This window comes from Pseudonocardia xinjiangensis, assembly GCF_012911925.1.
In the GTDB taxonomy this organism is placed as follows: domain Bacteria; phylum Actinomycetota; class Actinomycetes; order Mycobacteriales; family Pseudonocardiaceae; genus Pseudonocardia; species Pseudonocardia xinjiangensis.
In genome coordinates this window covers 24,331-37,590 of record NZ_JAAXKY010000010.1, presented here as the reverse complement: position 1 = coordinate 37,590, position 13,260 = coordinate 24,331, and the positions used below count along the sequence as shown (strand labels likewise).

The 13,260-nt window shown below is 72.1% G+C and carries 13 protein-coding genes; 8 read left to right on the top strand and 5 right to left on the bottom strand.

The window, feature by feature from the left end; translation table 11 throughout:
* Nucleotides 1–4 precede the first annotated feature (4 nt).
* The 4 genes from HF577_RS05400 to HF577_RS05385 all read right to left on the bottom strand — a co-directional run bounded on the left by HF577_RS05400 (nt 5) and on the right by HF577_RS05385 (nt 4,203).
* Nucleotides 5–922, bottom strand: a complete 918-nt coding sequence (locus HF577_RS05400) for a carbohydrate ABC transporter permease (RefSeq protein ID WP_169394614.1) — start codon at nt 920–922, stop codon at nt 5–7.
* A gap of 2 nt (nt 923–924) precedes the next feature.
* Nucleotides 925–2,352 (bottom strand): N-acetylglucosamine/diacetylchitobiose ABC transporter substrate-binding protein, encoded by a 1,428-nt coding sequence (gene ngcE / locus HF577_RS05395; RefSeq protein WP_169394613.1) that lies wholly within the window; start codon nt 2,350–2,352, stop codon nt 925–927.
* Between the two features lie 103 nt (nt 2,353–2,455).
* Nucleotides 2,456–3,247, bottom strand: a complete 792-nt coding sequence (locus HF577_RS05390; RefSeq protein ID WP_169394612.1) for a sugar isomerase domain-containing protein — start codon at nt 3,245–3,247, stop codon at nt 2,456–2,458.
* Complete coding sequence (locus HF577_RS05385) at nt 3,247–4,203, bottom strand: MurR/RpiR family transcriptional regulator (protein WP_211173828.1); 957 nt, start codon at nt 4,201–4,203, stop codon at nt 3,247–3,249. The genes HF577_RS05390 and HF577_RS05385 overlap by 1 nt, the downstream gene beginning before the upstream one ends.
* 263 nt (nt 4,204–4,466) lie before the next feature.
* On the opposite strand from HF577_RS05385, the gene HF577_RS05380 reads away from it, so the two are divergent.
* Genes HF577_RS05380 through HF577_RS05345 form a run of 8 tightly spaced genes read left to right on the top strand, consistent with a single transcriptional unit; the run spans nt 4,467 to nt 12,398 of the window.
* Nucleotides 4,467–5,789 carry an L-fuconate dehydratase gene (locus tag HF577_RS05380; protein ID WP_169394611.1) on the top strand — a complete coding sequence of 441 codons (1,323 nt, stop codon included), beginning with the start codon at nt 4,467–4,469 and terminating at the stop codon, nt 5,787–5,789.
* Nucleotides 5,786–6,553 (top strand): SDR family NAD(P)-dependent oxidoreductase, encoded by a 768-nt coding sequence (locus HF577_RS05375; protein WP_312858953.1) that lies wholly within the window; start codon nt 5,786–5,788, stop codon nt 6,551–6,553. The genes HF577_RS05380 and HF577_RS05375 overlap by 4 nt, the downstream gene beginning before the upstream one ends.
* A gap of 30 nt (nt 6,554–6,583) precedes the next feature.
* A complete protein-coding gene (locus HF577_RS05370; protein ID WP_169394610.1) occupies nt 6,584–7,636 on the top strand; it encodes a sugar ABC transporter substrate-binding protein in 1,053 nt (350 codons plus the stop codon).
* Nucleotides 7,637–7,647: 11 nt separating this feature from the next.
* Entirely contained in the window at nt 7,648–9,228 is a 1,581-nt protein-coding gene (locus HF577_RS05365) for a sugar ABC transporter ATP-binding protein (RefSeq protein ID WP_169394609.1), read from the top strand.
* Nucleotides 9,225–10,268, top strand: a complete 1,044-nt coding sequence (locus HF577_RS05360; protein WP_169394608.1) for an ABC transporter permease — start codon at nt 9,225–9,227, stop codon at nt 10,266–10,268. The genes HF577_RS05365 and HF577_RS05360 overlap by 4 nt, the downstream gene beginning before the upstream one ends.
* Nucleotides 10,268–10,579 (top strand): L-rhamnose mutarotase, encoded by a 312-nt coding sequence (locus HF577_RS05355; protein WP_169394607.1) that lies wholly within the window; start codon nt 10,268–10,270, stop codon nt 10,577–10,579. Before HF577_RS05360 ends, HF577_RS05355 begins: the two co-directional genes overlap by 1 nt.
* Complete coding sequence (locus tag HF577_RS05350) at nt 10,576–11,541, top strand: aldo/keto reductase (protein WP_169394606.1); 966 nt, start codon at nt 10,576–10,578, stop codon at nt 11,539–11,541. The genes HF577_RS05355 and HF577_RS05350 overlap by 4 nt, the downstream gene beginning before the upstream one ends.
* Complete coding sequence (locus HF577_RS05345) at nt 11,538–12,398, top strand: amidohydrolase family protein (RefSeq protein WP_312858962.1); 861 nt, start codon at nt 11,538–11,540, stop codon at nt 12,396–12,398. The genes HF577_RS05350 and HF577_RS05345 overlap by 4 nt, the downstream gene beginning before the upstream one ends.
* Before the next feature lie 75 nt (nt 12,399–12,473).
* Here HF577_RS05345 and HF577_RS05340 read toward each other — a convergent pair whose 3' ends face one another.
* Nucleotides 12,474–13,160 (bottom strand): FadR/GntR family transcriptional regulator, encoded by a 687-nt coding sequence (locus HF577_RS05340; protein ID WP_169394605.1) that lies wholly within the window; start codon nt 13,158–13,160, stop codon nt 12,474–12,476.
* Between the last annotated feature and the right edge of the window lie 100 nt (nt 13,161–13,260).

Below are 13,260 nucleotides of genomic sequence, written 5' to 3'. Positions count from 1 at the left end.
CTCCTCAGTACTCGGTCTGCTGGCGGCGGGTGAGCCGCAGGACGGCGACGGCCAGCAGCAGCGTCACCAGGCACAGCGCCACCCCGATGGCCGAGGCGTAGCCGAACCGGCCGTTGATGAAGGCGCTCTCGTACAGGTACTGCGACACCACCGCCGTCGACCCGTCGGGGCCGCCACCCGGCACCGGCAACATCACCTGCAGCAGCGCGAACCCGTCGAGCACCATGATCCCCAGGTAGATGTAGGAGACCTGGACGCTGTCCCAGATCATCGGCAGCGTGATGCTCCAGAACGTGCGCAGCCGCCCGGCTCCGTCGAGCACCGCCGCCTCGAAGACGTCAGGGGGCACCGACTTCATCGCCGAGCTGAACAGCACGTAGTAGAAGCCGACCGCACCCCAGATGAGCACGGCCATCACCGACGGCAGGGCGAGCGCCGGGTCGCCGAGCCACGGCCGCGTGAGCCAGCCCAGGCCGAGCACGCGCAGGAGCCCGTTGAGCAGCCCCGCGTCGGGGTTGAAGAAGAACCCGAAGAGCACCCCGGCGATCACCACCGGGACGACCTGCGGGAAGAAGAACACCACCTGGTAGAAGCGTGATCCCCGCACCCCGCCGCGACCGACCGCGCCCTGGCGTCCCGCCACGGTCGTGACGGCCGCCAGGAACAGGGCGAACACGATCGTCACCAGCGGCACCACCAGGAGCAGCAGCCCGTTGTGCCCCATGGCCCGCCAGAACCGGCCGTCGGTGGCCAGCTCGATGTAGTTGCCGAAGCCGATGAAGTTCTGCTGCCCGGAGAAGCCCCGCCAGTCGGTCATCGAGATGTAGAACGCCTGGGCGTACGGCGACACGACGAACACGATGTAGAGCGCCAGCGGGACCGCCAGGAAGCCGGCGATGAACCGGTATTTTCCGTAACGCATGGTCAGCGGTGGTACTTGGTGATGCTCGAGTCGGCGGCGATCCGGTCGGTCTCCGCCTGCAGCTTCGCGAGGTAGCCCTTGGCGTCGGTGCGGCCGGCGAGCAGGTTCGTCGTCTCGGTGATCAGCAGGGTGCTGTAGGTGGAGTACCAGGTCCGGAACTGCCAGCTGAACACGTTGGGGCCCGCGGCGGCGAGAGCGGCCGTGAGCGACTCCAGCGCCGGCGTCTTCTTGGCCTGGGCCGTGGCGTCCTTCACCGCAGGCACCGACGCGGTGAGCTCGGCGAACTTCATGCCGCCCTCCTTGGAGAGCATCGTCCGCAGGTACTCCATGCCACCGTTGACGTTCTTCGCCTTGGACGGCACCACGAACGCCTCGGCCGGCTGCGTACGCAGGGCCGTGACCGGCATCGCCGAGCTGCTGTCCAGCACCGGAACCGGCGCCGCGGTCATCGCGAAGTCCGGCGGCGCGATGCCCTTCATCTCGTTCTCGATCCACGAGCCGGAGACGTAGAACGCGGCCTTGCCCTGCACCCACGCCGTCTGCGCCTCGGTGTGCTTGAGGCCCTCCGAACCCGGCATGAAGTAGCCCTTGCGGGCCATCTCCTCGAGCCGCTGCGTCGCCGCCAGCACCGTGTCCTGCGTCCAGGCGCCAGACTGCAGGTTGTCGATGTTCTTCACGACGTCGAGGCCACCCTGCTTGATGGCCGCGCCCAGGTTGAGGTCGATCACGTAGTCGCCCGCGTTGACCCCGCCGTAGGCGAACGGGGCGATGCCTGCGGCCTTGATCTTCTCGCAGAGCGCCATCATCTCGTCCCACGTGGTGGGGACCTGCCAGCCGTTCTTCTCGAACAGCGGCTTCGAGTACCAGAGCGCGTAGGTCTCGTAGACGTAGTTGAGGATGACGAACTTGTCGCCGAACGTGCCCTGCTCGATCACACCGGGGAGCAGCGTGTCGCGCACCTTGACGTTCGGGTCGTCCACCGAGGGGGCGTCGAGCAGGGGCCCGAGGTCGGTGAGCTGGTTGTCGTTCACGAGCACCGCGTACTCGATCTTCTGGGCGCCCGTGTCGTCCAGGACGTCGGGCGGGTTGCCCGCGACGAACCGCGGCTGCATCTCCTGCGCGATCTGCGTGCTCGCCGAGTGCTTGACCTGCGCCTGCGGGTAGCGCTGCTTGTACATCGCCTCGTGCGCGATGGCGTAGTCGTCGCCGTAGCCGCCCTTGAAGATCACGACGTCCAGGGGGGCGTCGGCGGCGACACCGAGCGGGTTGGTGGCGCTGACCTGGCCCTGCGCGGCGGTGGTGGTGCCCCCGCCTCCGGTGGCGCAGGCGGAGAGCAGCCCCGCACCCGGTACCGCGAGCAGGCCCGCGGCCGCCAGCCGCTGCAGGAACTGCCGGCGGTCGATACCGGTTGGGGGACGAGACGGGGTCATGGCTGTCTCCTTGAGCTGACGATGAGCTGCTGATCACGAGGGGTGGGGAGCGGACAGAACGGGCCGTGCCGATGGGGAGCGGACGGACTGTGGGGTGGGGCGGTCAGGCGGATCGCCGGATACGACCGGCGTACCGGGCCTCCAGCGCGGAGTTGTGGGCGTCGCCCTCGGGGATGTTGGCCGAGAGGTAGACGGGTGGGACCTCGCCTGCGGCGAGCATGGTGGCGACGACCTCGGCCACCACCATCTGGGCGAGCAGGGCCGCCGTGATCGAGGAGATCCCGCCGACGGCGATCTCACCCGTGGTCAGCACGGCGTCGCCGTAGGGCGCGCCGTTGTCGAGCACGACGTCGGCGAGCTCGAACAGCCGCAGCCCCGAGGGATGTCGCGAGATCACCCGCGAGCTGTGCGCCATCGACGTGATCGCGACGAGGCCGTGCCCGCGCTCCTTGACCAGCCGCGCGAGCTCCACGACGGACCCGTTCCCGCCGGAGTTCGACGCCATCACGAAGACGTCGGAGTGGTGCGCGCCCGCCAGTTCGTAGACGCGGTGGGCGACGGCCGGATCCCGTTCGAGGTGGGCGTCGAACAGCACGTCCGGCGGCTCACCACCGAGGATCACCAGGTCGCGCAGGGCGATCATGTTGGTGGGCACGAGGCCGCCCGCGCGCCCGGCGATCTCCATCGCCAGCGCCTGGGAGTGGCCGGTGCCGAACGCCTGCACCACCCCGCCTGCGCGTAGCGCGTCGACCAGCAGCGTTGCCGCCGCCGCGACCGCGCCGGCCTGCTCGGTGGACACCCGCTGCACCGCGGCCGCGGCGGCCTCGGCGAAGGCCGCGCCGGAAACCGGAGCAGGCCCGGGGGCGACGCTCGTCGTGTTCGTCTCGGAGGTCATCAGGCTCCTCGGTGCGGATCGGCGGAGCGTGCTGAGCCGCCCCTCGCGCGCGGGTCGTACGGGGTGCGGTGCGCGGCCACGGCGGCAGCGGTGCGGGCGAACGCCTCGGTGGAGCGCTCGTGCGTGCGTTGCGCGACCGCCAGGTAGATCAGGTCCAGCACCAGGAACTGGGAGTGCCGCGCCGACATCGCCCCGGCCCGGAACGCCGTCTCCCGCACCGAGGTGCCGAGCAGGTGGTCGGCGACATCGGCGATCGGTGACGTGGAGAAGTTGGTGATCGCGACGGTGGTGGCGCCGCGCCGACCGGCCTCGGCGAGCATCTCCACGGTCTCGGTGGTGCGACCGCTGTGCGACAGCGCGACGGCCACGTCGCCGGGGCCCAGCAGCGCGGCGCTGGTGAGCCCGTTGTGCACGTCGGCCCACGTCCAGGTGGCGATGCCGATCCGGTAGAGCCGCAGCTGCTGGTCCTCGAGCACGGCGGCGCTGCCGCCCGTGGCGTAGAAGTCGACCCGCCGCGCGGCCACCACGGCGTCGGCGACCGCGTCGACCACCGCGAGGTCGAGTGCCGCCGCGGTCTCGTGCATCGCCTGCACGTCGACGGCCACCAGCGTGCGCAGCACGCGGTCGATCGGGTCGGTGGGCAGTACGTCCGCACCGATGCCGAGCTCCCAGCCGGCCTGGTCGGCGCGCCCGATCTCGGTGGCGATGCCGACCCGCAGCTCCGTGTAGCCCGCCACGCCCAGGGTGCGGCAGAAGCGGGTGACGGTGGCCGGTGAGGTGCCGCTCCGCTCCCCGAGCTCCACGATCGTCGCCCGCGAGGCCCAGGCCGGATCCTCGAGGATCACGTTCCCGACCTGCCGCAGCGCGCCGGCGAGCCCCGGGAGGAGGCTCCGCAGATGCACGAGCAGCTGACCGGTGCCCGCCTCGGCGGGTGAGTCGGATCCAGCCAGCACCACCAGTACAACCTTTCGAGAAGGAGCAAGGTGGTGAAAATTTCCACCGAATGGGGTGAACTGTCAAGACTTCGGTAAGACGTTTCTGTTAATGGAGGGCAACGGGACGGACACGGCCCCTCGCCGCTCATCCGTAGACGTCCGATGTCCGTCCCGGAACACCGCTCCGCCCTTGTGCGCCAGGGTGCGTGGCCGTATAAAGATCGGCGATACATCGGATGTCTAGCGGGGGTAGCAGTGCGGCTTCTTTGTTCGGCGGGGCAGGCATGACCGCGCGGATCACCACCGTGCACACCCTCGACGTGCGCTTTCCCACCTCTCGCGAGCTCGACGGCTCCGACGCGATGAACCCCGACCCCGACTACTCCGCCGCCTACGTGGTCGTCAGCACCGACGACCCCGACGGTCACGAGGGCCACGGTTTCGCGTTCACGATCGGCCGGGGCAACGAGGTGCAGACCGCCGCGATCGAGACGATCGGCTCGATGCTCGTCGGACGACCGCTCGACACCACCCTCGAGGCGCTCGGGCCGTTGTGGATCGAACTGGTGCACGACTCCCAGCTGCGCTGGCTCGGCCCGGAGAAGGGCGTCATCCACATGGCGATCTCCGCGGTCGTCAACGCGCTGTGGGACCTGCGGGCCAAGCGGGCCGGGCTGCCGCTGTGGCAGCTGCTGGCCGGCCTCACGCCAGAGGAGATCGTCGACCTCGTCGACTTCCGCTACCTGACCGACGCGCTCACCCGCGACGAGGCGCTGGCCATCCTCCGTGCGGCGGAGCCGGGCCGCGCGGAGCGGGAGGCCACGCTGCGGGCGCAGGGCTACCCGGGCTACACCACCACCCCCGGCTGGCTCGGCTACGACGACGAGAAGCTGCGCAGGCTGTGCCGGGAGGCGGTCGCCGACGGGTTCACCCAGATCAAGCTGAAGGTGGGCGCCGACCTCGACGACGACCTACGGCGGATGCGGATCGCGCGCGAGACGGTTGGCCCCGACATCCGGATCGCGGTGGACGCCAACCAGCGCTGGGACGTCGGCGCGGCGATCGACTGGGTCCGGGCGCTGACCGCGTTCGACCCGTGGTGGGTGGAGGAGCCGACCAGCCCCGACGACGTCCTCGGGCTCGCCGCCATCGCCCGCGGTATCGCGCCGGTCAAGGTGGCCACCGGGGAGCACGTGGCCAACCGCGTGGTGTTCAAGCAGCTCCTGCAGACCGGGGCGCTGTCCTACCTGCAGATCGACGCGGCCCGGGTCGGCGGCGTCAACGAGAACGTGGCGATCCTGCTGCTGGCCGCGAAGTTCGGGGTGCCCGTCTGCCCGCACGCCGGCGGGGTCGGCCTGTGCGAGCTGGTGCAGCATCTGTCCATGTTCGACTTCATCGCAGTGTCCGGATCGATGGACGACCGGGTGATCGAGTACGTCGATCACCTGCACGAGCACTTCGTCGCCCCGGTGGTGGTGCGGGACGGCCGGTACCTCGTCCCGACCGCGCCGGGCGCCGGCGCCGAGATGCGGCCGCAGACGCTGGCCGCGTACCGGTTCCCCGACGGCGCCGTCTGGGCCGGCGAGCCGCAGCGGAGCGCGCTGTGAGCGCCCCCGGGGGTGAGTTCGCGGGGCTGGCCGCGGTGGTAACCGGCGGCGGCTCCGGCATCGGGCTGGCCACGGCGCGGCTCCTGGCCGAGCGCGGGGCCAAGGTGGCCTGCCTGGACCTCGACCCGTCCGGCGTCGAGGAGCCGCTGCTCGGCCTGACCGCGGACGTCACCGACCAGGACTCGGTGGATGCGGCCGTCGCCGCAGCCGTCGAGCGCCTCGGCGGCCTGGACGTGCTCGTGAACAACGCCGGCATCGGCGCGCAGGGCACCGTCGAGACCAACTCCCTCGACGAGTGGCACCGCGTCCTCGACGTCAACGTGCTCGGCATCGTCCGGCTCAGCCGGGCCGCGCTGCCGCACCTGCGCCGGTCTTCGAACGCGGCGATCGTCAACACCTGCTCCATCGCGGCCACCGCCGGACTGCCGCAGCGGGCGCTCTACAGCGCGAGCAAGGGCGCGGTGCAGTCGCTCACGCTCGCGATGGCGGCCGACCACGTCGCCGACGGCATCCGCGTCAACTGCGTGAACCCGGGCACCGCCGACACGCCATGGGTCGGCAGGCTGCTCGACGCGGCCGACGACCCCGCGGCGGAACGCGCCGCGCTGGAGGCCCGCCAGCCGATGGGCCGGCTGGTGTCGGCGCAGGAGGTGGCCGCGGCCATCGCCTACCTGGCCAGCCCGGTGGCGGCCGCCACCACCGGCACCGCGCTCTTCGTGGACGGCGGCATGCAAGGCCTGCGGCTGCGGCCGCGCAAGGACTGACCCGAGCCCGTCAAGCCGAGGAGATCAACGATGATTTCGGTCCCTGCGCGACGCGCCGTGGGCGCGCTGGCCGCGACCACCTTCCTGCTCGCGGTGGGCGCGTGCAGCCGCGACACACCCGGTGGCGCACCCCCCGCGAGCGGGGGTGCGTCGGCGTCGATCGGCGTCGACCTGCCGCGCGCGGACTCCGACTTCTGGACGGCCTACGCCCGCTACGTCCCGGAGAAGGCCGGGGAGCTGGGTGTCACCGTCACCGGGCCGACCAACTCGCAGAACGACGTGCAGAAGGTGATCGGCAACATCGACAGCCTGGTCACCCAGGGTGCGGGCGCGCTCGTCATCGCCCCGCAGGACACCGGCGCGATCGGGCCCAAGCTCGACGAGCTGGCCGGCCGGGGCATCCCGGTGGTCAGCATCGACACCCGCCCCGACAGCGGCAAGATCTACATGGTCGTGCGCGCGGACAACCGGGCGTACGGGCAGAAGGCCTGCGAGTTCCTCGGCGAGAAGCTCGGTGGCACCGGCAAGGTCGTCGAGTTCCAGGGCGCGCTGTCGTCGATCAACGGGCGCGACCGCTCCGAGGCGTTCAAGGAATGCATGACGTCGAAGTTCCCCGGCATCACCGTGTTCGAGGAGCCCACCGACTGGGAGGGCACCAAGGCCCAGGCGGCGCTGGAGACCCGGCTGTCCACCGACCCCGACATCAAGGGCATCTACATGCAGGCGGGCGGGGTCTTCCTGGACCCGACGCTGCAGGTGCTCAAGCAGCGCAACCTGCTCGTGCCGCCGGGCGACCCGAAGCACATCACGATCATCTCCAACGACGGGATCCCGCAGGAGTTCGACGCGATCCGGGCCGGTGAGATCGACGCGACCGTGTCCCAGCCCGCCGACCTCTACGCGCAGTACGGCCTGTACTGGGCGAAGCAGGCGCTGGCCGGCGTGACCCCGACACCGGGCCCGACCGACCACGGCAGCACCGTGATCGAGCTGCCCAACGGCTTCGAGGACCAGCTGCCTGCACCGCTGGTCACGAAGGACAACGTGGACGACAAGAGTCTCTGGGGCAACGCGGCGGCCTGAGGGTGGACTCGATGGATCCGCGAGCGGACGGTCCGGTGCCCGTCGCCGAGGCGGTGGGCGTCACGAAACGGTTCGGCGCCACCGTCGCGCTGGCCGACGGGCGCCTGACCGTCGCGCCCGGCGAGACGCACGCGCTGGTCGGGCGCAACGGCGCCGGCAAGTCCACGCTCGTCGGGGTACTCACCGGTCTGCTGCGCGCCGACGCGGGCGAGGTGCGGTTCGGCGGCAGCCCGGCCCCGGCGGCGGGCGACCGGGCGGCCTGGCGGCGGCACGTCGCCTGCGTCTACCAGAAGCCGTCGGTCGTGCCCGGTCTCTCGGTGGCGGAGAACCTGTTCCTGCACCGCCAGCCCCGGGGGCGGTTCGGGCTGCTCTCCCCCCGGCTGCTGCGCAGGCAGGCGGCGGAGCTGCTCGAGGAGTGGGCGGTGCACGTCGACCCCGACGTGGCGGCCCGCGAGCTGTCGGTCGAGCAGCGCCAGCTCGTCGAGATCGCGGGCGCGCTCTCGCTCGGCGCCCGGTTCGTCATCCTCGACGAGCCGACCGCGCAGCTCGAGGGACGCGCGATCGCCCGGCTCTTCGACCGCCTGCGCGACCTGCGGGCCCAGGGCGTCACGTTCCTGTACATCTCCCACCACCTCCCGGAGATCTACGAGATCTGCCAGCGGGTCACCGTGTTCCGCGACGCCCGCTACGTGCTCGACGCGGACGTCGCCGAGCTGGGCCGCGACGAGCTCGTGGCAGCGATGATCGGCGAGGCCCGCGGGCTGGTCGACGTCGGCGCGGACCGCCCGCCGGTGCCCGCCGATGCGCAGGCCGCCCTGGAGCTCGCCGGGGTGACCGTGCCGGGGATCGTCACCGGCGTCGACCTGACGGTGCGGCGCGGCGAGATCGTCGGCGTCGCGGGATCGGCGGCGAGCGGGAAGCGTCAGCTCGCCGAAGCCGTGGTGGGGCTGCGGCCCCGGGAGGGCACGGTGCGCGTGGCCGGGCTCCCGATCCGCTCCGGGGACGTGCCGGCCGCCCTGCGCGGCGGCGTCGGGTACCTGCCGGGCGACCGCAACATCGACGGCTTCGTCCCCGCGCTCTCGGTGGCGGAGAACGCCACGATGACGATCACCGACCGGCTCGGGCCCGCCGGCTTCGTTCTGCCGAAGAAGCGCGACGAGCGGGCCAACCGGATGATCACCGACCTGGACGTGCACACGGCCGGCCCGGGGCAGCCCGTCAGCGAGCTGTCGGGTGGCAACGCGCAGAAGGTCGTCATGGCCAGGGCGCTGGCGAACGACCCCACGGTGCTGGTGCTGGTGCAGCCGACGGCGGGGGTGGACGTCCGCTCGAAGGAGTCGCTGCTCGGGGCGGTCGACGCGGAGACCCGGCGCAACCGCGCCGCGCTGCTGGTGAGCGACGAGCTGGAGGACCTCCGGTTGTGTGACCGGGTGGTCGTGATGGTCGGGGGCCGGCTGGTCGCCGAGCACCCGCGGGGCTGGCGGGAGGCGGACCTGGTGGCGGAGATCGAGGGCATCGGGGCGGCTCCGGATCCGGGCGACGAGCCGGGTCCGGTCAACGGAACGGCCTCTGCCGAGAGGGAACAGCGATGACGGACACGAGCACCGCGGCACCGCAGGCACCGGTGACGCCACCGAAGCCGGGGCGCCCGGCCAACCGGCTGCGGCTGGCCCGGCTGCGCGACTTCGCGCTGATCCCGCCGATCATCGCCCTGCTGGTGGTCGGCTACCTGCTCAAGCCGGACGTCTTCCTCAGCCAGTCCTACCTGGTCGACACGGTGCTCAAGTACCAGTCCGAGCTGGCGCTGGTGGTGCTGGCCGAGGCGCTGGTGCTGATCGTCGGCAAGTTCGACCTGTCGCTGGAGTCCGTGGTCGGGATCGCGCCCGCCGTGGCGGTGTTCCTCGTGGTCGGCCAGACCTCGGTGCTCGGCGCGCCGTGGCCCGCGTGGACGGTGCTCCCGGTAGCCGTGCTGTTCGGGGCCCTGATCGGCGCCTTCAACGGGCTGCTCATCGTCAGGTTCCGGCTCTCGGCGTTCATCGTCACGCTGGCGATGCTCATCGCCCTACGCGGCTTGCAGCTCGCGATCGTCGGCGGCGCGACGATCTCCAACCTCGCCAACCGCATCCCGGTGGTCGACGACCTCGGCAGCCTGCGGATCGCCACGATCCCGCTCGCCATCTGGATCGTCGTGATCGCGTTCGCGGTGGGCATGGTCGTGCTCGGCTACACGAGGGTCGGCCGCTCGCTCTACGCCGTGGGTGGCAACCCCGACGCCGCCCGCGCCGCCGGTATCCGCGTGGAGCGGGTGATCTGGCTGACGCTGGTGGTGGCCGGGGCGCTGGCCGCGCTCGCGGGGCTGATGCTCTCCGCCCGGCTCGGCTCGGTGGCCGCCGCGCAGGGCAACGGCATGATCTTCACCGTGTTCGCCGCCGCGGTGATCGGCGGCATCAGCCTCGACGGCGGCAAGGGCTCGCTCTTCGGCGCGCTGTGCGGCGTGGTACTGCTTGGCCTGATCCAGAACGTGCTCACCCTCGCCCAGGTGAAGGCCGACCAGATCCAGGCCGTGAACGGGCTCGTGATCCTCGTTGCGCTGGTGCTGGCCCGACTGACCAGCGGAAAGGCTCAGGACTGATGGAACGGATCGCCCTGCACACGAAGCTGCGACCGGGACGGGAGGAGGACTACGACCGGGTCCACGCCGAGATCCCGCCCGAGCTGGACTCCGCCCTGCGCGGCGCCGGGGTGCACGCGTGGCGGATCTGGCGCGACGGCCTCGACCTGTTCCACGTCGTCGAGGTGGAGGACTACCGGGCCATGCGCGACGCGCTGCGCGACGACCCGGTGAACGTCACCTGGCAGGCGCGGATGGCGGAGCTGCTCGACGTCGCCGACGACTACTCCGGCGCCGACCGCGGGCTGCGTCAGGTCTGGGAGCTGCCATGACCGCCGTGCTGGGGCGCTCCTCCGTGCCGGTCAGCCCCCTCGGGCTCGGCACCGCACCGCTGGGCAACCTCTACCGCGTGGTGCCCGAGCCCGACGTCACCGCCACGATCGACCAGGCGTGGGAGAGCGGCATCCGGTTCTTCGACACGGCGCCGCACTACGGGCTGGGCCTTGCGGAGCGGCGGCTCGGAGCCGCGCTGGCCGGTCGTCCGCGCGCGGAGTACACGATCTCCACGAAGGTCGGACGGCTGCTGGTGCCCGACCCCGACGGCGCCTCCCGCCGTGACGACGAGGGCTTCGACGTGCCCGCCGACCTGCGACGGGTCTGGGACTTCAGCGCCGACGGCGTGCGACGCAGCCTGGAGGGGAGCCTGGAGCGGCTCGGGCTCGACCGCATCGACCTCGTCCTGATCCACGACCCGGACGACCACTGGGCGGAGGCGGCCGGGCAGGCCTACCCGGCGCTGCACGAGCTGCGCGCCCAGGGCGTGATCGGGGCGATCGGGGCCGGGATGAACCAGACCGCCATGCTCACCCGGTTCGTCGTCGAGACCGAGGTGGACGCCGTGCTCGTCGCGGGCCGCTACACCCTGCTCGACCCGTCCGCGGCCGACGACCTGCTCCCGGCCTGCGCGGAGCGCGGCGTGTCGGTGCTGGCGGCGGGGGTGTTCAACAGCGGACTGCTCGCCACGGACAACCCCCCTGCGGACGCCACGTACGACTACCAGCCGGCGCCTGCCACCGTTCGCGAGCGTGCGGCCGCGATCGGCGCCGTCTGCCGCCGCCACGGGGTCCCGCTGCCCGCCGCCGCGATCGCGTTCGCGGGAGCGCGCCCCGAGGTCGCCTCGGTGGTGCTGGGTGCCCGCGCCGCGGCCGAGGTGGCGGCGAACGCAGCCGCAGCGGAGACCCGGATCCCGGACGCCCTCTGGGCAGACCTGACGAACGAAGGCCTCCTCCCCTGACCCTGGAACACGAGGGCGCCGGCGGCGTCGACGCTCATCATCATCTGTGGGATCCCGCTGATGGGGGGCATAGCTGGCTCCTCGCTCGGGAGCACGCCGCCATCCGGCGCCGCTACGACGTCGCGGACCTGCGTGCCGTGCTCCCGCCCGGGATGGGGGCGACCGTGCTGGTGCAGGCGCTGGCGTCCACGGCGGAGAGCGAGCGGCTGCTCGCCGTGGCCGCCGGGTCGGATCTCATCGCCGGTGTCGTCGGCTGGGCCGATCTGACCGCGCCCGGCGTCGGGGACGAGCTGGAGCGGCTGCGCTCCCGTCCCGGCGGGGACCGGCTGGTCGGGGTGCGGCACCTCGCCCAGGACGAGCCCGACCCCGGCTGGCTGGCCCGTCCCGACGTGGCTCGCGGGATCGCCACGGCCGGGCGGCACGGCCTGGTCGTCGACCTCCTCGTGCGGGCCCCGCAGCGCGCCGCGGCGCTCACCGCGGCCCGCGCCGCGCCCGACGTCGCGTTCGTGCTCGACCACGCGGGCAAGCCCGGGATCTCGGACGCGGAGTGGGAGCCGTGGGCATCGTTCGTCGCCGAGCTCGCGGCGTTGCCGAACGTCTCGTGCAAGCTCTCCGGGCTCCTCACCGAGGCGGCACCCAGCGGCCGGGACGTCGCCACCCTGCGGCCGTACGCCGACCTGGTGCTCCGATGTTTCGGGGCGGACCGGGTGATGTTCGGCTCCGACTGGCCGGTGTGCGAGCTCGCCGGCGGCTACCCCGCCGTCCGGACGACGACCGAGGGCCTGCTCGCCGACCTGCTCCCGACCGAGCGCGCGGCCGTCCTGGGCGCAACGGCACGGCGGGTCTACGGCCTGTAGCCCGCTCCGCGCGCCGGGTGTGGTCCTCGCAGAGCCCACGGGTCTGCGAGGACCGTGCCGAGCGCGCGGTTCCGGTCAGTCGCCTGCGGTGCCCAGCGCGCTGCGCAGCCACTCCTCGACGCCCGCGACATGGACGGTGGCCCAGGACCGCGCGACGTCCGGCTGGCGGGCCGCGATCGCGTCGCAGATGGCCGTGTGCTGCTCGATCGTGCGCGCGACAGCACCCTCCTGGGTGAGCCCCCGCCAGATCCGGGCGCGGGTGGTCGGGCCCGACAGGCCCTCGATCAGCGAGCACAGCACGGTGTTCCCGCTGCCCACCGCGACACGGCGGTGGAACTCCAGGTCGTTGGCCACGAGTGCCTCGACGTCGGGTTCCGGGTCGAGCTCGGCGAGCACGCCGCGCAGGCCGTCGATCTCCTCGTCGGTCATGGTGAGGGCGGCCATCGCGGTGGCCGCCGGTTCCAGGATCCGCCGCACCTCGAAGAACTCCAGCACGGTGTCGTCGCGGTGGAAGTCCACGACGAACGTCATCGCGTCGAGCAGCAGGTGCGGGTCGAGGCTGGTGACGTAGGTGCCGTCGCCCTGCCGGACGTCCAGCACCCGGATCAGCGAGAGCGCCTTGACGGCCTCACGCAGGGAGTTGCGCGACAGCCCCAGCCGCTCGGCGAGATCGGCCTCGCGAGGCAGCCGCGCACCCGGGCCCAGCTCGCCGGAGACGATCATCGCCTTGATCTTCTCGATCGCTTCGTCCGTGACCGGCACTCGACCTCCCAGGACATCGGATGTCTGGAGCCTACTTCGCCGCAGCCGCATACCTCGTCCCCGCGCCGTTCCCGACATCGCGGCGCGGCCCGTTCCGCTC

Excerpts from the sequence above, each read along its gene's own strand:
- HF577_RS05400 (WP_169394614.1), bottom strand. The coding sequence starts at position 922 with ATGCGTTACGGAAAATACCGGTTCATCGCCGGCTTCCTGGCGGTCCCG.
- ngcE (WP_169394613.1), bottom strand. The coding sequence starts at position 2,352 with ATGACCCCGTCTCGTCCCCCAACCGGTATCGACCGCCGGCAGTTCCTG.
- HF577_RS05390 (WP_169394612.1), bottom strand. The coding sequence starts at position 3,247 with ATGACCTCCGAGACGAACACGACGAGCGTCGCCCCCGGGCCTGCTCCG.
- HF577_RS05380 (WP_169394611.1), top strand. The coding sequence starts at position 4,467 with ATGACCGCGCGGATCACCACCGTGCACACCCTCGACGTGCGCTTTCCC.
- HF577_RS05370 (WP_169394610.1), top strand. The coding sequence starts at position 6,584 with ATGATTTCGGTCCCTGCGCGACGCGCCGTGGGCGCGCTGGCCGCGACC.
- HF577_RS05365 (WP_169394609.1), top strand. The coding sequence starts at position 7,648 with ATGGATCCGCGAGCGGACGGTCCGGTGCCCGTCGCCGAGGCGGTGGGC.
- HF577_RS05360 (WP_169394608.1), top strand. The coding sequence starts at position 9,225 with ATGACGGACACGAGCACCGCGGCACCGCAGGCACCGGTGACGCCACCG.
- HF577_RS05355 (WP_169394607.1), top strand. The coding sequence starts at position 10,268 with ATGGAACGGATCGCCCTGCACACGAAGCTGCGACCGGGACGGGAGGAG.
- HF577_RS05350 (WP_169394606.1), top strand. The coding sequence starts at position 10,576 with ATGACCGCCGTGCTGGGGCGCTCCTCCGTGCCGGTCAGCCCCCTCGGG.